This window comes from Actinomadura barringtoniae (genome assembly GCF_017573505.1).
GTDB lineage: Bacteria > Actinomycetota > Actinomycetes > Streptosporangiales > Streptosporangiaceae > Spirillospora > Spirillospora barringtoniae.
This window is the reverse complement of record NZ_JAGEOJ010000025.1, coordinates 24104-42273: the sequence shown is the minus strand read 5'-3', so window position 1 is coordinate 42273 and position 18170 is coordinate 24104. Positions and strand designations below refer to the sequence as shown.

Below are 18170 nucleotides of genomic sequence, written 5' to 3'. Positions count from 1 at the left end.
GGGCGTCCTGACGGCCGGTCGGGGCGCGTCCTGACCTGGACTGTCTCTGGCAGGGCTCGGGCGGCGGTGTCAGACTCTCAGCGAGGGTCATGAGACATCGCACGCAGCCGGGGCGACACAACCTGCCGGCGGAGACCAACCGGTTCGTCGGGCGGGAGCGGGACATGGCCGACCTGGCCACACTCCTGCCGGGCGAGCGTGTCGTCACGCTGACCGGGGTCGGGGGCATCGGGAAGACCAGGCTGGCGCGGCATCTGGCCGCGGCGGTCGCCGACGGCTTCGCGGACGGGGCGTGGCTGGTGCCGCTCGCCGACGTGACCGACCCGCTGCTGATCCCGCAGGCCGTCGCCGCCGAGGTCGGGGTCACCGAGGAGCCCGGCCGCACGCCCGCCGACACGCTCCTCGCCGCGCTGCGCGCCCGCGAGATGCTGCTCGTGCTGGACAACTGCGAGCATCTGGTCGACGGGTGCGCCGCGTTCACCGAACGGCTGCTGCAGCGCTGCCCGGGCCTGCGCGTGCTGACGACCAGCCGCGAGCCGCTCCGCGTTCCCGGTGAGGTGATCTGGCGCGTGCCGCCGCTGGATCTGCCGGAGGAGTCCGCGCTCGCCGACCTCGACCTGGCCCGGGTCGGACGGCACGCCGCGATCCGGCTGTTCACCGACCGCGCCGCCGCGGCCCGCCCCGGCTTCGGGCTCGATCGCGGCAACGCCCCGGTGATCGTACGGCTGGCGCGCGGCCTGGACGGGATGCCGCTGGCGCTGGAGCTGGCGGCGGCCCGCGTCGCGTTCCTCAGCGTCGAGCAGATCGCCGAACGGCTCGACGAGCGGTTCCGGCTGCTGGTCCACGGCAGCCGTACGGCCGCCGCCCGCCAGCGCACGCTGCGCGCGACGGTCGACTGGAGCCACGACCTGCTCGGCGCGGACGAACGGCTGCTGCTGCGCCGCCTGTCGGTCTTCTCCGGCGGCTGGACGCTGGAGGAGGCCGAACGGATCTGCGGCGAGGACATCGACGTCCTGCACACCCTCGGCGACCTGGTGGCCAAGTCGCTGGTGACCTTCGAGGACGGCGCGTCGCGCTACCGGCTGCTGGAGACCATCCGGCATTACGCGGGCGAACGGCTCGCGGAAGCGGGCGAGGCCGCCGACCTGCTCGTACGGCACCGCGACCACATGGTCACGCTGGCCGAACGGCACGAACGGACCGGCTGGCGTGATCCCGCCGCCGCCTGGGACGGGCGGATGGCCGCGTTCCGTTCCGTACGGATCGAGCAGGACAACCTGCGCGCCGCGCTCCGCACGTCGGCGGTGGCGGGCCAGGTCGAGCCGGGCCTGCGGCTGTGCATCGCGTTGCGCTGGTTCTGGCTGATCCAGGGGCGGTTCGCGGAGGGGCGGAGCTGGTTCGAGCGGTTCTTCGCGATGCCCGAACGCCCGTCGCCCGCGCTGCGCGCCGCGGCCTGCGAGGCGTACGGCCAGCTGGTGTACGAGCAGGGCGAGCTGGACCTGGCCGGGCGGTACGCGCGCGAGGGCCTCGAGCTGTCCAGGACTCTCGGCGACGCCAAGGGCATGAACGTGACGCAGGTCGTCATGGCCTGGATCGCTCTGCGGCGCGGCGACGGGGACGGCGCGGAACGGCTGCTGACCGAGGCCCGCGAGCGCGCCCGCGACGGCGACCCGCCCGACCCGTTCAACGAGGCGCTGGCGCTCGCCGCGCTGGCCTCGCTGGCGGTACGGCGCGGGCAGCTGCGCACGGCCGGGCGGCTGCACGAGGAGAGCCTGGCGATCTTCCAGAGCATGGACCACTTCGGCATCGCGGCGACCTCGCTGGTCGGCCTCGGCGTCGTCGCGCACGGCGCGGGCGACTACGAGCGGGCGATGCGCTACTACCGCGAGGCCCACGCGATCGCCGACCACCTGGAGGACTTCCGCATGCAGCGCGCCCGCTGCCTGGCGGGGATCGGCGCGGTCGCACTGGACATGGGCGATCTCGCCTCCGCGCGGCGGCATCTGGCCGAGAGCCTCGTTCTGACGGAGCTGACCGGCCAGCGGCTCGGCGTCGCGCGCATCCTGGAGGTCTTCGCGACGCTCGCCGAACGCGAGGGCGACGACGTCCGTGCCGTACGGCTGGCCGGGGCGTCCGCCACCCTGCGCGAGGCCGCGGGGGCGGCGCCGTCACCGGCCTCGGGCGCGCGCCGCGAGCAGTGGCTGGACGGCGTCCGCGAACGGCTGGGCGCCCCGGCGGTCGCCCGCCTGTGGGCCGAGGGCCGCGCGACGCAGGCCGCCGACGCGATCTCGACCGCGATCGGCGACCTCACCATCGACCTCGAGTCCCCCGCCGCGTTCGGGCCGCCGTCCGTGCCCGCGCCCCGTACGGCCACGGCCGAGGCGCCGCCGGGCAGCACGCTGACGCCGCGCGAACGCGAGGTCGTCGCGCTGATCCGGCGGGGCCTCACCAACCGCCAGATCGCCGAGGAACTGGTGATCAGCCCGGGCACGGCGGGACGCCATGTGGCCAACATCCTGGCCAAGCTCGGCTTCAGCTCCCGGGCGCAGATCGCCGCCTGGTCGGTCGGCGACGTCAGCGACGGGCGTCAGTGACGAGCCTCAGTGGCGGACGAGCACCTTGATGATCTTCACCGGGTGCTTCGGCTGGCCGTCCTGCGGGTTGGTCGGGCCCGGGATGATGCCGCCGGCGACGATCCGGTCCAGCACGTTCAGGCCCTTGGTGACCTTCCCGAAGACCGTGTAGGCGGGCGGGATGTTGGCGTGCGAGTGCACCAGGAAGAACTGGCTGGAGTTGGTGTCGGGACCCCAGTTGCCCATGGCGACCGTGCCGCGCGGGTAGGTCTCCTTGCCGGTGAGCTCGTCGGCGAACTTGTAGCCCGGCCCGCCCTCCTCGGCGCGGTAGATGTCACCGCACTGCAGCACGCCGAGCCGCTCGGAATTGGTCAGCCGCCAGCACTGCGTGTGGTCGAAGAACCGCTGCCGCGTCAGGCTCACGAAGTTGTGCACGGTGCAGGGCGCCGCCCGCCGGTCCATCCGGATCTTGATGTCGCCGAAGTTGGTCTTCAGCGTGACCTCGACCGTGCCGCGGTTCCTGGCGCGCGGACGCGGCGGGTGAACGGGCTTGGCCGCGGGGTTGTCCGGCGTCGGGATGAACGTGCACTTCACCTTGTGACCGCCTTGCCCGTGGCCTTGGCCATGGCCGCCTCGCGCGGTGGGCTCGGCCGTGGCCTGTGCGTTGGCCGTGGCGGTGGGCACGGTGACGGTGAGAGCGGCGACGGCGAGGGCGGGGATCATCCAGCGCTTGGTCATAGGGTCAAGCTAGTGATCATCCGTGGCGACGGGGTAGAGGCAAATCACGACGAAAAGCCGCCCCAACTTCAATGATCAGGGAGAACTCTGCATGCTGCCATGGTCCGCCGAGCTCGCCGGGCGCGTCGACGAGCACGTCTTCACCAGTGAACTGCTGCGCGGCAACCCGCTCGGCGACCCGCACGAGCGGCCGCTGTGGGTGTACGTGCCGCCCGGCTATGACGACGATCCAGGGCGCCGCTACCCCGTCGTGTACGTCATCCAGGGCTTCACCGGCCACCTGATGATGTGGCGCAACCGGATGCCGTTCCGGCGCCCGTTCCCCGAGCTGGCGGACGAGGTGTTCGCCACCGACGAGGCGCCGCCCGCGCTGGTCGTGTACGTGGACGCCTGGACGGCGTACGGCGGCAGCCAGTTCCTCGACTCGGCCGGCACCGGCCGCTACCACTCCTACCTGTGCGACGAGGTCGTGCCCTGGGTGGACGCCAACTACCGGACGCTGGCCGAGCCGGGCCACCGGGCGATCACCGGCAAGTCCAGCGGCGGCTACGGCGCGATGATCACGCCGATGCTGCGCCCCGACCTGTTCGGGGCGTTCGCCACGCACTCCGGGGACGCCCTCTTCGAGTACTGCTACCTGCCCGACTTCCCCGACGCGGTCCGCCAGCTGCGCGGTTACGACGGCGACATCATGAACTGGTGGAACGACTTCAACTCGCGGGTGTCGTTCACCAAGGGCGAGGACTCCAAGCTGCTGGAGTTCCTCGGCTACACCGCCTGCTACTCGGCCGCCGACGACGGCACGCCCGTGCTGCCGTTCGACACCGTCACCGGCGTGCTGAAGCCGGACGTGTGGCAGCGCTGGCTGGACATGGACCCGGTGCGCATGGTGCCGCGGTACGCGGGCGCGATGCAGTCACAGCAGGCGATCTGGATCGACGGCGGCACCCGGGACGAGTGGTACCTGGACGTCGGCGCCCAGGCGTTCCACCAGGCGCTTCTCGACGCCGGGGTCAAGGAGGACGTGATCCACTTCGAGCTGTTCGACGCGGCCCACGGCGCGATCGAGTACCGCTACCCGCTGTCGCTCGCCTGGCTCTGCCACCGCATCACCCCGTAGCCGCGCCGGCCCGGCCCGTGATCATCCGATAGTGAAAATCTTCGTGGCCCCCGATCTTCCGCGCGCCGGTCGGGGGCCGCGTCGTACCTGGTCACGTGCGGGATCGGGAGCCGTTCAGTGACCGTTCGACCCTCGAAGCGGACGGATTGAAAATCCAGTCGTTGATGGATTCGTTGACACCAATCCCCCATCAGGGTGCACTTCAGGGCATCTCATCCGGATGAGAAACGCGTGAGAAGCACCTCCCCTCGTTCACTTCCCCTCATCACCAGGTAGTCCGGACCTCGCGGAGCCCTCCCACAAGGACCTCCGGCGGCCCGCCCTGCCCGGTTCCCGGAAGGAGCACCCCTGTGAGACATCAGTCCGCGCTCGGGGCGGGGGCGATCGCCGCCTGCCTCGCCGTGACGTTGTCATCCCCCGTCACAGCCGCTGCCGCCACGTCGCCGCCCCCGGCCCCGCCCAAGCCCGACGCCAAGAAGGTCGCCGCTACGGCGGCCGACCAGTTCGTCGCCGCCAAGCCGAAGACCGTCCACAAGGCGCCCGAGGAGAAGATCGTCCGGCGCGGTGTCGTGTCCGGCCAGGGCGGTCTGCAGTACGTCTCCTACGACAGGACCTACGACGGCCTGCCCGTCTACGGCGGCGACTTCGTCGTCGTCACCAACTCCAAGGGCTCGGTGCTGAGCACCACGGTCGCACAGCCGAAGCAGCTCGATGTGTCCACCAAGGCGACCGTGTCGTCCGCGCAGGCCGCCAAGGTCTCGCGCTCGCAGGTCAGCACGGTCACCTCGGCGTCCAAGCCCGCGCTGACCGTGATGGCCGAGGGCAGCGGGCGGCTGGCGTACGAGACGGTAGTGACGGGCTTCCGCAAGAAGGCCCAGACCAAGCTGCACGTCTTCGTCGACGCCGCGTCCGGCAAGGTCGTCGGCACCTGGGACGAGGTCACCGACGTCGCCGACGACCAGTCCAACTACCACGGCACCGTCGACCTCAGCACGGCCGCGACCTCGATGACCGACCCGACCCGTTCGGGCCTGCGCTGCGGCGGCCAGGACGGCGCCACCTACACCGGCACCGACAGCGCGTGGGGCAACGGCAGCGGCACCAACCTGGAGACCGCCTGCGTCGACGCCCTCTACGCCGTCCAGAAGGAATGGGACATGCTCGGCGCCTGGCTCGGGCGCAGCGGCATCAACGGCAGCGGCGGCGGCTTCCCGGCGCGCGTCGGCCTGAACGACGAGAACGCGTTCTGGAACGGCAGCTACACCAGCTTCGGCCACAACTCGGCCAACTCCAAGCAGGCGACCTCCTACGACGTCGTCGCGCACGAGTTCGGTCACGCCATCTTCCAGACCACGCCCGGCGGTTCCAGCGGCGGGAGCGGCAACGAGAAGGGCGGGATGAACGAGTCGACCGGAGACATCTTCGGCGCCCTGACCGAGTACTACGCCAACGAGCCGACCCAGTACGACGAGCCGGACTTCCTGGTCGGCGAAGAGGTCAACCTGGTCGGCAGCGGACCGATCCGCAACATGTACAACCCCGGCGCGCTCGGCGACCCGAACTGCTACTCCTCGTCGATCCCGAGCACCGAGGTGCACGCGGCCGCCGGTCCGCAGAACCACTGGTTCTACCTGCTGGCCAAGGGCTCGAACCCGGGTGGCGGCGACCCGGCCAGCCCGACGTGCAACAGCTCCACCGTGACCGGCATCGGCGTTCAGAAGGCCGGGCAGATCTTCATGGGCGGCCTGAACCGCAAGGTGACGGCCTGGAGCCACGCGCGCGAGCGCATCGAGACGATCAACGCGGCGATCCAGCTGTTCCCGGGCTCGGCCACCGAGTGCAACGCGGTGAAGGCCGCGTGGGCGGCGGTCAGCGTTCCGGCGCAGAGCGGTGAGGCGTCCTGCGGCACGCAGCAGAACGACTTCTCACTGTCGCTGAACCCGTCCTCCGGCAGCGCGCAGGCCGGCGGATCGACCACCGCGACCGTGAACACGGCCACGACCGGCGGCAGCGCGCAGACCGTGGCGCTGTCGGCGACCAGCAGCCCGTCCGGCCCGACCGCGTCGTTCTCGCCCGCGTCGGTGACCTCCGGGCAGTCGTCCACCATGACGGTGAACGTTCCGGCCGGCACGCCGAACGGGAACTACACGATCACGGTGCTCGGTGACGGCGCGAGCGTGGACCGTACGGCCACCTACGCCCTGAGCGTCGGCAGCACGCAGCCCGGCACGGTCTTCAGCGACGACTTCGAGACCAACAAGGGCTGGACGGTCAACCCGGCCGGGACCGACACCGCGACGACCGGCAAGTTCGAGCGCGGCGCCGCCCAGGCCACCTCCTACAGCGGCACCAACCTGCAGCTCGCGCCCGCGGGCGGCAGCAACGACCTGGTCACCGGCGCCTCCGCCGGAACCGACGTCGGCGCGAACGACATCGACGGCGGTGTGACCAGCGTCCAGTCGCCGGCGATCACGTTGCCCTCGGGCACGCTGAGCCTGTCGTTCAGCTGGTACCTCGGTCACCTGAACAACGCCTCCAGCGCCGACTACCTGCGCGTGCGCGTCGTCGGGACCACCACCAGCGTCGCCGTCAACCAGACCGGATCGGCGGCCAACCGTTCCGCCGCCTGGGCGAACGCGACCTTCAACCTGACGCCGTTCGCCGGGCAGACGGTCCGGATCGTCGTCGACGCGGCCGACGCCGGTGGCGGCAGCCTCGTCGAGGCCGGCATCGACAACGTCACCATCACCAAGTCGTAGTCCCGACCCTATTGAGGAACCCCCTCGGCCGGCTCGTGGCGAGCCCTCGCTCGGTCCCCCACCCTCGACAGGCGGGGCCCGCCACGAGCCGGCGCTTCTCTTTCGGATCCCTTTCCGGACCCCTTCGGAGGAACGCCATGAGATCGCGCGTACTCGCGACCATCGGGGCGCTCAGCCTTGCCGTGACGACCGCCATGATCGGCGGATCGGCGGCGGCAGCGGCCACACCCCCCACCGCCAAGGCGCTGGCGGCGCCGGATATCCCGCTGGCCAACGTCAAGGCGCACCTGTCCCAGTTGCAGACCATCGCCACCAGCAACGGCGGCAACCGAGCCCACGGGCGTCCCGGCTTCCGGGCCTCGCTCGACTACGTGAAGGGCAAGCTGGACGCGGCCGGTTACACCACGACCATCCAGTCGTTCACCTCCAGCGGCGCCACCGGCTACAACCTGATCGCCGACTGGCCGGGCGGCGACGCCGACCAGGTCCTGATGACGGGCGCGCACCTCGACAGCGTGACCGCGGGCCCCGGCATCAACGACAACGGCTCGGGCTCGGCGGCGAACCTCGAGGTGGCCCTGGCGGTCGCACGGGAGAACTTCCATCCGGCCAAACACCTGCGTTTCGGCTGGTGGGGCGCGGAGGAGCTCGGTCTGGTCGGCTCGAACTACTACACCAGCAACCTCGGCGCGACCGAGCGGGCCAAGATCAAGGGCTATCTGAACTTCGACATGGTCGGCTCGCCCAACCCCGGCTACTTCGCCTATGACGGCGACGGGTCCAGCGGCAGCGGTGGCCCCGCCGGGTCGGCGGAGATCGAGAACACGCTGCGGGCGTACTTCACCTCGATCAACGTCCAGGTGCGCGACACCGCGTTCGACGGGCGCAGCGACTACGGCGGCTTCATCCGGTACGGCATCCCGGCGGGCGGCATGTTCACCGGCGCCGAGGAGATCAAGACGTCCGCGCAGGCGCAGCTGTGGGGTGGAACGGCAGGTCAGGCGTTCGACCGCTGCTACCACAGCTCATGCGACACCTCGAGCAACATCAACGACACCGCGCTCGACCGCAACGCCGACTCGATCGCCTACGCCGTCTGGAACCTGGCGGGCGCCGCCCAGCCGCCCGGCGAGACCGTCTACTCCGACGATCTTGAGACCGACAAGGGCTGGACCGCCAACCCGGCCGGGACCGACACCGCCACGACCGGCAAGTTCGAGCGCGGCGCCGCCCAGCCCACCACCTACAGCGGAACGGGCCTGCAGCTGGCGCCCGCGGGCGGCAGCAACGACCTGGTCACCGGCGCCTCCGCCGGATCCGACGCCGGGGCGAACGACATCGACGGCGGCGTGACCAGCGTCCAGTCGGCCCCGATCGCCCTGCCCGCCGGGACACTGAACCTGTCGTTCAGCTGGTATCTGGGGCATCTGAACAACGCCTCCAGCGCCGACTACCTGCGCGTACGGGTCGTCGGGACCACGACGAGCACCGTCCTCGACCAGACCGGCGCGGCCTCCAACCGGGCCGCCTCCTGGCAGACGGCCAGTGTGAACGTGTCGTCGTTCGCCGGCCAGACCGTCCGGATCGTGGTCGACGCCGCCGACGCGAGCGGCGGCAGCCTCGTCGAGGCCGGCGTCGACAACCTCAAGATCACCAAGTCCTGAGCCGCCTGTGAAGACGGGTACGGCCCGCCCTGGCACCTAGGGCGAGCCGTACCCACGGACGGCCACCGGGAGCTGCGGCCGTCCTGGGAGGAGGTCAGTAGGCCCAGACCGTCTTCCAGACCGGCGGGGTGTTGACGCCCGAGCCACCGGAGGCGGACGCCACAATCGTGATCTTGTACTTCTTGCCCTTGGTGGACCGCCCGCGGACCTTCACCGGACCGGCGTACTGGGAGAACTTGCCGCCGTCCTTGGACCAGTTCACGCCCTTGTGCTGGTTGTCCTCGGCCCAGGTCTGGTTGAGCATCTCGATGTCTGTCTGGGTCTTCTTGCCCCGGTAGGCCTTGCGCTTGACGTTCACGGCGCAGCTGTACCGGGTCGAGGAGTTGTAGTAGAGCCGGACGTCGCTGACCACGACGAACTTGGCGGAGATCGGCCAGGAGCGGATGAACTTGCCGCTGCAGCCGTACGCTCCGGCCTCGGCGGCGGTCCCTCCCGCGACGATGAGGCCCGACGCGACGGCCCCTGCCATGGCGATCCCGGCGATGCGGTGACGAAGACGCATGGAGAACTCCCTCAGATCGTGGCCGACTTGTCCTTGGAGACGTCGATCGTGACGCCGCCACTGTTGTAGAGCCAGGCGTGGAAGTTGACCCGCTCGCCTTCCTTCAGGTAGCTCGCGTAGCTCTTGCAGACGGTCTTGTTGTAGCCCTTCTTGTTGACCACGCGACCGCCCTTGCCCTTGTAGGGCGCGAACCACTCGATGTCGACGTAGTTGCCCTTGATCTTCGACTTGTTCGTGATGCAGAACTTGTCGCCCTTGGGGGTGAAGCAGGCGTACATCTCGTACGCCTTGCCCACGCAGATGGGCTTGGTGCTGCCGTTGGCGTGGGCGGGGGTGGCGGTGACCGCCATCAGGCCCGCGGCGGCCGTCGCGCCCGCGAGGGCGCCGGCGATCGCTCGGATCCGCATATGAGCTCCTTGGGACGGGCCACCGGGTCGAAAGCCGTGGGCCCGTTGATCACGTTGGGGTCGTGACCTCACACTGGCACAGGTCAGGGGCCCGATCGCTTTGTCCAAGGCGTCTCGGAGGGGTCTCGGACAATTGGACAATCCAGACGTCACAATGGACCCATGTGCCGCAGCATCAAGACACTCAGGCCCCCGTTCACCGAGGACGTGACCGAGGAGGACATGCGGGCCGCCGCGCTCCAGTACGTACGCAAGATCTCCGGCTTCCGCGCGCCCGCCTCGCACAACGCCGAGGCCTTCGACCGGGCCGTCCAGGAGATCGCCGAGAGCACCGCCCGGCTGCTGTCCACGTTGGAGGTGAAGGGCGGACGCCGTTCCGCCTGATCAGTTCCCGGGGGCTAGTTGTGGCAGTCCTGCGCCTTGAGGTCCAGGGCCAGCTCGCTGACCTTGCCCGCGCTCATCAGGAAGCTGTAGGTCGCCTTGGGGTTGCCCGGAACGGCGACGAAGCTGAGGTTCGGCCCCTCCTGGAGGGCCGGATAGACCTTCTTGACCTGCGCCGTCGTGGATCCGAGGCCGATCCCCTGCGGGGTCCGCACGGTCTTGCCCGCGAAGATCGAGGCGATGCCGAGCTTCTTGGAGATGAAGCCCTTGCCGGGCACGACGTCCGAGGCGCCCGGGATCAGGATGAACGAGCCGCAGCCCGCCGAGGGCTTGGACTTGATCTGCACCAGCCCGGTCCCCTTGGCCTGGGCGGCCGTCATCCCCAGCTTGACGCTCCCGAACCCGAACGGGCCGAGCTCGCCCTCCTTCCCGGCGCCGGGATTCGGCTCGCCCGGCGCGATGGGGCGGCTCGGGGCGGCGGCGGGTGTGGTCGCCGAGGGCTGAACGGCCGTGGTCGTCGCGGCGCTCTTGGGCTCCCCGGCCTTCTCAGAACCGCACCCCGCCAGCACCATCACGCCCGCCGTGGCACCCGCCGTAGCGATCACCGGCCACTTCCTCATGAACGCCTCCTTGATCGTTTGGGGATATGACGAGCCCCCACCCCGGATGGTTCGGAGCGGGGGCCACGTCATTCGATCAAGAGGGCGCGCGACCCGATCAGAGCGCGGCGGCGACCAGCTCGGCGATCTGGACGGCATTGAGCGCGGCGCCCTTGCGCAGGTTGTCGCCCGAGGCGAAGAGGGACAGGCCGTTCTCCACGGTCTCGTCGCGGCGGATGCGGCCCACGTACGTGGGGTCCTGACCGGCGGCCTGGAGCGGGGTCGGGATGTCCGAGAGGACCACGCCCGGGGCGCCGGAGAGCAGCTCGGCGGCCCTCTCGGGGCTGATCGACCGGTCGAAACGGGCGTTGATCTGCAGGGAGTGGCCGCTGAAGACCGGCACCCGGACGCACGTTCCGGAGACCTTGAGGCCGGGGATCTCGAGGATCTTGCGGCTCTCGTTGCGGAGCTTCTGCTCCTCGTCGGTCTCGTTCAGGCCGTCGTCCACGATGGCGCCCGCCATCGGCAGCACGTTGAACGCGATGGGCCGCACGTACACCTGCGGCTCGGGGAACTCCACCGCCGCGCCGTCGTGGGTCAGCCGGTCGGCGCCCTCCACGACCTTGCGCGCCTGCTCGTGCAGCTCGGCGACGCCGGACAGGCCGCTGCCCGAGACCGCCTGGTAGGTGGCGACGACCAGGGCGTTCAGCCCGGCCTCCTCGTGGAGCGGGCGCAGCACCGGCATCGCGGCCATCGTGGTGCAGTTGGGGTTGGCGATGATCCCCTTGGGCCGTACGGCCGCGGCGTGCGGGTTGACCTCGGACACCACCAGCGGCACGTCCGGGTCCATCCGCCAGCCGGACGAGTTGTCGATCACGACCGCGCCGTCGGCGGCGACCTTCTCGGCCAGCGCCTTGGACGTGGTCTTGCCCGCGGAGAACAGCACGATGTCGAGCCCGGAGTAGTCCGCCGTGGCCGCGTCCTCGACGACGGCCTCGCCGCCCTTCCACGGGATCGTCCGCCCGGCGGACCTGGCGGAGGCGAAGAGCCGCAGCTCCTCGGCCGGGAACCCGCGCTCGTCCAGGATCTTGAGCATCACGCCGCCTACCTGGCCGGTCGCCCCGACGATCCCGATTCTCATGCCGCTCCCTCACTCGGTTGCCGTGACCTGCGGCAACCGAGTCTGCCCAGGTATCGCGGCGTCCGTCCAATCAATAGTCCTTAGCAGGTTACTTAAGAACTTCTTGAACGTTCCGCCACGAAGCGGGGCTAGAGGTCGTCGCGATCGGCTCCGGGCGAGTCGGGCCGGAAGTACTTGCGGTCCGACTGGACCGCCGCGGCGTCCGCCTCCGCCGCCTTCCTGACCTCATCGGTCGCCGGATCCCCGGTCCGCCAGGGCCCGGTGCCCGACCTCGCGAGCAGAAGCCCCACCACGAACACCAGCAGCAACGCCGCCGCGAAACAGGCGATCACGATCACGATGGTCGTCATCCGGCACCCCCCGGGCCGCGATCCGTCTGCCTCTCCAATACCCAGAGCCAGCACGCCTGACCCCGGGACAACCGGCCACCGGCCAAGTCCGCCTCTAACAGATCACTCTGGGGCGGCCGCCGCTACTCGTCCTCTACGAGGTCATCCTCGTCTTGGTCAACCTCGACTTCGATTCCGTGATGCGCAAGTAGCGCGTCGAGGCCCTTCTCGATGCGCGTGACCCTCTTCAACGTCTCGCTAGAGGTGTCGACCAGGGACGTCATGTCGTCCTCATGGCGGCCGACGCGGGTCTCCAGCGCCTTGACGCGCATCTCAAGCTCGGCGTTGCCCGCCGCGATGCGGTGCTCCTTCACTCGGCCGCTCCCAATCTGGGGGGCGTGGGTCTAAGCGTCAAGGAGGCAGCTCGCGACACTTTCCGTGCATATGACATCACGCTGGGCGATAAGCACCGCAATGGGGTAGGCGGGGGCTAGCGGTAGGCGGGGATGCCGGTGATGGCCTGGCCGAGGACGAGGGTGTGGATCTCCTGGGTGCCCTCGTAGGTGAGGACGGACTCCAGGTTGTTCATGTGGCGGATCACCGGGTATTCGAGGGTGATCCCGTTCGCGCCGAGGATCGTGCGGGCCTGGCGGGCGGTGTCGAGCGCGGCGCGGACGTTGGCCATCTTGCCGAACGAGACCTGCTGCGGTGTGACCTTGCCCTCGTCCTTCAGGCGGCCGATGTGGAGGGCGGTCAGCCCGGCCTGGCCGAGCGCGATCTCCATCCAGGCCAGCTTCTCCTGGGTGAGCTGGAACGATCCGATGGGCTTGCCGAACTGCTCGCGGGTCTTGGCGTACTCCACGGCGGCCTCGTAGCAGGACCGGCCGGCGCCGACCACGCCCCACAGGATCCCGTAGCGGGCCTCGGACAGGCAGCCGAGCGGGCCCTTCAGGCCGGTCACGTCCGGGAGCACGGCGTCGGCGGGCAGGCGGACGTCGTCCAGGACCAGCTCGGAGGTGATCGAGGCGCGGAGCGAGATCTTCTTGTGGATGTCGCTCGCCGTGAAGCCCGGGGTCCCGGCGGGGACGACGAAGCCGCGGATGCCCTCGTCGGTCTTGGCCCAGACGACGGCCACGTCGGCGATCGAGCCGTTCGTGATCCACATCTTGGCGCCGTTCAGCACCCAGTCCGAGCCGTCGCGGTGGGCGCGGGTCAGCATGTCGCCGGGGTCGGAGCCGCGGTCGGGCTCGGTCAGGCCGAAGCAGCCGATGGCCTCGCCCGCGGCCATGCGCGGCAGCCACTCCTGCTTCTGCTCCTCCGAGCCGTACTTGTAGATCGCGGCCATCGCGAGGGAGCCCTGCACGGAGACGAAGCTGCGCAGGCCCGAGTCGGCCGCCTCCAGCTCGCGGCAGGCCACGCCGTACGCCACGGCGCTCATCCCGGCGCACCCGTACCCCTGCAGGTGCATGCCGAGCACGCCCAGCTTGCCGAGCTCGGGACCGAGCTCCCGGGACGGGAACGTGCCCGCTTCGAACCAGTCCCCCACGTGCGGCGTGATCTTCTCGGCCACGAAGGCCCGCACGGTGTCACGGACCATCCGTTCCTCGTCGGTGAGCTGGTCATCGAGGCGAAGCACGTCCATAGGGTTCCTCTCTCCGAGCCCGAGGGGCACTGTGGAATGAGGGTACGACCGGCCGCAAGGCCCATCCGGCCAGGGGTGGACTCAGGGGCGAATCAGGGCGAATCCCGATGTGGAGACCCTTTGCGGCAGGGAATGATCGAAGCATGGACATGGAGAAGAGCAACGACAAACAGCTTCGCCGCACGCGCGACGGCCGGATGATCGCCGGCGTCTGCTCCGGGGCCGGCCGCTTCCTCGGCGTGGACCCCAACATCGTCAGGCTGGCCCTGGCGGTCTTCTGCCTCTTCGGCGGCGCCGGGGTCGCGGCCTACGCGATCGCCTGGGTGCTGATCCCGGAGGAGGGCGCCAGCAAGTCGATCGCCGAGGACCTGTTCCAGAAGGGCAAGGAGAACCCCAAGGTCCAGGAGGTCGTCCAGGACGTCACCCAGAAGACCAAGGACACGGTGAACAAGGCCCGTACCTCCAAGTAACCCCCAGGTCTGAGGGCTTCGGGGTTACGAGGCCGGGGCGGCGGGCCGGACGGTGGCGGTCTTGCCGTTCATGGGAGCGTGACCGTTGACGGGAGCATGGCCGTTCGTCCGCGCTGCGGGAACGGCCTGCCGGCCGACGGTCTCGGCGGAGGCGACGAGGACGTCCTCGGGCGCGCTGTCGAGGATCGGCTCGAGCTCCTGGGTGTCATCGGGATCGGGCCGTTCGTGCATCTCGGCGATCACCTCGCCGCGGACCTGGTTCCAGGTCAGGGTGAGCATGGCGGCGACCGAGAGCCCCAGCACGCCCGCCAGCGCGACCACGGTCTCCGGGCCGAGGACCTGCGCGGCGGCGCCCGCGAGCAGGATGCCGAAGCCCTGACCGGCGAGGATGCCCGACTGGGCGAGGCCGAACGCCTGGCCGCGCCCCTCGGGCGGAACGGCCGCGACGAACGCCGCGTTCGCCGCGAGCTGGTAGGCGCTGCCGACGCCCGACAGCGCCCAGAGCACCACCACGACCCACAGCGGCGGGTAGGTGGCGGCCCCGATCAGCGGGGCGCAGGCGAGCATCGCCATCCAGCCCATCGCGCGGATGCGGTTGGTCGGCCGTACGAACCGGCTGAACAGGAACGCGCCGACCACCATCCCGGTCGGCATCGCCGACATCAGCAGCCCGACGGTCACCGCGTCGCCGCCGAAGCTCGCGGCGTACGGCGCTGCCAGGCCCTCGGGGATCACGTAGAACGCGCACAGCCAGGCGAACGAGATCAGCGAGCGCAGCGTCGGGTCGCCGAAGACCAGCCGGGCGCCGTCCCGCGTTCCGCGCCACAGGCCCAGCGACTGCTTCTCGCGGCGCTGCTTGGTCGCCGGACGCCGCCGCAGCCCCACCACCAGGATCACCGCGGACAGGCCGAACGTGACCGCGTCGACGGCGAGCGCCTGGTAGATCCCGACGGCCACCACGACCGCGCCGCCCGCCAGGAACCCCAGCATCTGCGTGGACTGGTGGGTGATGTTGTTGATCGCCGAACCCGCGACGTACTTGTCGCCGTCCAGCACGTCCGGCAGCAGCGCGGCGCGCGCGGCGGTGAACGGGGCGCCGAGCAGCACGGTCAGGAAGACCAGCACGCACAGCATCCAGAACGGCATCGCCCGCATCGCCTGGAGCACCATCAGCCCGACCAGCCCGACCCGCAGCAGGTCGCAGATCACCATGACCGTACGGCGCGGGAACAGGTCCGCCAGCCCCGACAGGACGGGGCCGCCCACGATCGGCGGGATGTAGGTCAGCGCGTACGCCACGGCCGTCAGCAGCGGCGATTGGGTGCGGTGGTAGACGAGCACCGCCAGCGCCACCTGGGCCAGCTGGTCGCCGACGTTCGAGAGCACCTGGGCAAGCCAGAGTGCGCGGAACTCACCTACGGCGAAGACTTCGCGGTAGGTGGCCTGCGCCTCGGGGGGCCGCCTGTGCCGACCCATCTGCCTTCCTGCCACTCGCGCTCCAGTCGGGTCCGCCCGATGCCCCGGGCGACCCTCCTATTAACTCACGCTGCGTGGCAGTTATGTGACCTACCGTGCCCAATTCATGAAACACTTTGCCTCGTCCGCCCCAGAGGCCCCGCCCGTCAGTATCCGTGCCGGTGAAGCCAGGCGTCGTCGATCCCGAAATGGTGGGCGATCTCGTGGACGACGGTGATCCGGACCTCCTCGACCACCTGATCCGCGGTCTCGCAGATTCGCAGGATCTCATCGCGGTAGATCGAAATGTGATCGGGCAGAACGCCCGCGTACCAGTCACCGCGCTCGGTGAGGGGTACGCCCTGATAAAGACCGAGCAGACCGCGCTGCGGGGCGACGTCCTCGACGACGATGACCACGTTGCGCATGTGCTCGGTGAGCTCGGGCGGGATGGTGTCCAGGGCCTCGGACACCAGATCCTCGAACTCGGCACGGGATAGTTCGATCACAAGACTCATTCTGCTCGACGAACGGAGGCATGGTGCAGGTCCCCAAGGTCGTGAGGACCCTGAGCTCGTGGCGCCCCAGCCGCCCCACCTGGCGGCCAGGCCGTCCCTCGTGGCATTTCCACCGCCCCTCGCGCCCCACCGTCATCAAGTGGACGCGCATCTCGGCCGTGGTCCTCACCGGCCTGGCCGGCGGCTATATCGGCCTGGCCCTGGGCGGCCACGTGGAGACGCAGATCGGCCCCACCAACACTGCGCTCTCCCTGCACCCGTCCTGGACCGGCGGCACCACGATCCAGATCCCCCCGCTGGGCGCCCTGCACCTGGACACCCACTGGGGTCCGATCTCCCTGAACGCCAGCGTCAGCGAGCTCCGCGAAGCCGAAGCCCGGAAGCTGATCCAGGACGACAACGCCGTCGACCACCTCACCACCCAGATCGGCGGCCAGCTCCGCCACGGCATGATCATCATGATCCTCCGCGCTGTGGGCCTCGCCCTGGCCTTCTCCTTCCTGGCAGCCCTGGCGATCTTCCGCTCCTGGCGCCAGGCCCTCATCTCCCTGGGCTCGGCCACCGCAGGCCTCGTAGCCCTCTCAGCCCTGGCCTACTGGACGTTCAACCCCCAGGCCATCGCCGAGCCGCGCTACACCGGCCTCCTGGCGAACGCGCCCCAGGTGGTCGGCGACACCCGCAACCTGGTCGAGCGCTTCACCGCCTACCGGGCCCAGCTGGCCCGCCAAGTGGTCAATCTCTCAAAGCTCTACGCCGCCACATCCACCCTCCCCACCTACGAGCCCGACCCCTCGACCCTGCGCGTCCTGCACGTCTCCGACATCCACATCAACCCGGCCGCCTGGAACGTCATCCGTTCCGTCACCAACCAGTTCCAGGCCGACATGATCATCGACACCGGCGACATCTCCGACCACGGCAGCGCCCCCGAGGACAAGTTCGTCAACGACATCAGCTCGCTGAAGGTCCCCTACGTCTACGTCCGCGGCAACCACGACTCCAAGGCCACCCAGAAAGCCGTCGCCCGTCAAAAGAACGCCATCGTCCTCGACAACCAGCTCCGCGAAGTCGACGGCCTCCGCATCTACGGCGTGGGCGACCCCCGCTTCACCCCCGACAAGTCCACCCGAGACGACAACGTCGGCAACGACCAACTCCACGCCCTGGGCGCCGAACAGGCCGCCAGGCTCCGCCTTTCCGGAACGGCACCCGACCTGGTAGCCGTCCACGACCCCGCCCAGGCCCAAGGCTTCTCCGGCCTGACCTCCCTCCTCCTCTCGGGCCACCTCCACGAGCGCTCCACCAAACTCCTCCCCACCGGCACCCGCCTCTTCGTCCAAGGCTCCACAGGCGGCGCCGGCCTACGCGGCCTGGAGCACGAGGAACCCACCCCCATCGAGCTCTCCGTCCTCTACTTCAGCCGCGCCACCCACCGCCTCCAAGGCTGGGACGACCTCCGCCTAGGCGGCCTGGGCCTGACCTCCGCCCAGATCGAACGCCACCTCGAGCCCAAGCCCGACCGAGCCATAACCGCCGACAACACCCCCACCCCCAACCCAACGTCCCCATCCCCCACGTTCCCCTCCCTACCTCCCTCCCAGTGGCCCTCCACCTCCCCGTCCCCCACCCGAACGTCCTCACCCGGCTAACCGCTTATGCGTCCACCCTGGTTGTCCCCTATGCTTGGCATGGTCAAGGCCCCCTTCGTCTAGCGGCCTAGGACGCCGCCCTTTCAAGGCGGTAGCGCCGGTTCGAATCCGGTAGGGGGTACCAGAAGCATGGGAGCGGCGATGATCGCTGCCCCCCGGACGG

Annotated in this window: 17 protein-coding genes and 1 tRNA gene; 8 read left to right on the top strand and 10 right to left on the bottom strand. The window is 70.0% G+C overall.

From position 1 onward, the window contains the following. The first annotated feature begins 89 nt into the window (after window positions 1–89). Window positions 90–2594 (top strand): tetratricopeptide repeat protein, encoded by a 2505-nt coding sequence (locus J4573_RS44550; protein WP_208262432.1) that lies wholly within the window; start codon window positions 90–92, stop codon window positions 2592–2594. A 6-nt stretch (window positions 2595–2600) separates the two neighbouring features. Here the strand turns inward: J4573_RS44550 and J4573_RS44545 are convergent, their stop codons facing one another. Further along, window positions 2601–3311 (bottom strand): peptidylprolyl isomerase, encoded by a 711-nt coding sequence (locus J4573_RS44545; protein ID WP_243774609.1) that lies wholly within the window; start codon window positions 3309–3311, stop codon window positions 2601–2603. Between the two features lie 91 nt (window positions 3312–3402). Here J4573_RS44545 and J4573_RS44540 point away from each other — a divergent pair, with 91 nt between their 5' ends. From J4573_RS44540 to J4573_RS44530, 3 genes are all read left to right on the top strand, one after another. Then, window positions 3403–4431 (top strand): alpha/beta hydrolase, encoded by a 1029-nt coding sequence (locus J4573_RS44540; RefSeq protein WP_208262431.1) that lies wholly within the window; start codon window positions 3403–3405, stop codon window positions 4429–4431. Window positions 4432–4781: 350 nt separating this feature from the next. Further along, entirely contained in the window at window positions 4782–7190 is a 2409-nt protein-coding gene (locus J4573_RS44535; protein ID WP_208262430.1) for a M4 family metallopeptidase, read from the top strand. A 137-nt stretch (window positions 7191–7327) separates the two neighbouring features. Next, complete coding sequence (locus J4573_RS44530; protein WP_208262429.1) at window positions 7328–8854, top strand: M28 family metallopeptidase; 1527 nt, start codon at window positions 7328–7330, stop codon at window positions 8852–8854. Between the two features lie 94 nt (window positions 8855–8948). Here the strand turns inward: J4573_RS44530 and J4573_RS44525 are convergent, their stop codons facing one another. Both J4573_RS44525 and J4573_RS44520 read right to left on the bottom strand, forming a co-directional pair. Next, complete coding sequence (locus tag J4573_RS44525; protein ID WP_208262428.1) at window positions 8949–9416, bottom strand: hypothetical protein; 468 nt, start codon at window positions 9414–9416, stop codon at window positions 8949–8951. A gap of 11 nt (window positions 9417–9427) precedes the next feature. Continuing rightward, window positions 9428–9823 carry a hypothetical protein gene (locus J4573_RS44520; protein WP_208262427.1) on the bottom strand — a complete coding sequence of 132 codons (396 nt, stop codon included), beginning with the start codon at window positions 9821–9823 and terminating at the stop codon, window positions 9428–9430. A 162-nt stretch (window positions 9824–9985) separates the two neighbouring features. Here J4573_RS44520 and J4573_RS44515 point away from each other — a divergent pair, with 162 nt between their 5' ends. Continuing rightward, window positions 9986–10207: a DUF2277 domain-containing protein gene (locus J4573_RS44515; protein WP_208262426.1), complete on the top strand. Its 222-nt coding sequence runs from the start codon at window positions 9986–9988 to the stop codon at window positions 10205–10207. Between the two features lie 14 nt (window positions 10208–10221). Here the strand turns inward: J4573_RS44515 and J4573_RS44510 are convergent, their stop codons facing one another. The 5 genes from J4573_RS44510 to J4573_RS44490 form a co-directional block, all read right to left on the bottom strand. Beyond that, window positions 10222–10824, bottom strand: a complete 603-nt coding sequence (locus tag J4573_RS44510; protein WP_208262425.1) for a hypothetical protein — start codon at window positions 10822–10824, stop codon at window positions 10222–10224. A gap of 97 nt (window positions 10825–10921) precedes the next feature. Then, a complete protein-coding gene (locus J4573_RS44505) occupies window positions 10922–11944 on the bottom strand; it encodes an aspartate-semialdehyde dehydrogenase (protein ID WP_208262424.1) in 1023 nt (340 codons plus the stop codon). Window positions 11945–12072: 128 nt separating this feature from the next. Then, window positions 12073–12294, bottom strand: a complete 222-nt coding sequence (locus J4573_RS44500; protein ID WP_208262423.1) for a hypothetical protein — start codon at window positions 12292–12294, stop codon at window positions 12073–12075. Window positions 12295–12416: 122 nt separating this feature from the next. Further along, the gene (locus tag J4573_RS44495; protein WP_208262422.1) at window positions 12417–12647 is read right to left on the bottom strand and encodes a hypothetical protein; all 231 of its coding nucleotides are present in this window, start codon (window positions 12645–12647) and stop codon (window positions 12417–12419) included. Between the two features lie 116 nt (window positions 12648–12763). Beyond that, complete coding sequence (locus J4573_RS44490; RefSeq protein WP_208262421.1) at window positions 12764–13915, bottom strand: acyl-CoA dehydrogenase family protein; 1152 nt, start codon at window positions 13913–13915, stop codon at window positions 12764–12766. A 143-nt stretch (window positions 13916–14058) separates the two neighbouring features. Between J4573_RS44490 and J4573_RS44485 the strand changes: the two genes are divergently transcribed. Next, window positions 14059–14385 (top strand): PspC domain-containing protein, encoded by a 327-nt coding sequence (locus J4573_RS44485; protein ID WP_243774608.1) that lies wholly within the window; start codon window positions 14059–14061, stop codon window positions 14383–14385. Between the two features lie 24 nt (window positions 14386–14409). On the opposite strand, the gene J4573_RS44480 is transcribed toward J4573_RS44485, so the two are convergent. Beyond that, on the bottom strand, window positions 14410–15861 hold the full coding sequence (locus J4573_RS44480) for an MFS transporter (RefSeq protein ID WP_208262420.1): 1452 nt from the start codon (window positions 15859–15861) through the stop codon (window positions 14410–14412). Between the two features lie 146 nt (window positions 15862–16007). Beyond that, window positions 16008–16349 carry a metallopeptidase family protein gene (locus J4573_RS44475; protein ID WP_208262419.1) on the bottom strand — a complete coding sequence of 114 codons (342 nt, stop codon included), beginning with the start codon at window positions 16347–16349 and terminating at the stop codon, window positions 16008–16010. A 29-nt stretch (window positions 16350–16378) separates the two neighbouring features. Here J4573_RS44475 and J4573_RS44470 point away from each other — a divergent pair, with 29 nt between their 5' ends. Next, complete coding sequence (locus J4573_RS44470) at window positions 16379–18007, top strand: metallophosphoesterase family protein (RefSeq protein ID WP_208262418.1); 1629 nt, start codon at window positions 16379–16381, stop codon at window positions 18005–18007. 48 nt (window positions 18008–18055) lie between these two features. Beyond that, window positions 18056–18131 (top strand) — tRNA-Glu (locus J4573_RS44465). The last annotated feature ends 39 nt before the right edge of the window (window positions 18132–18170 follow it).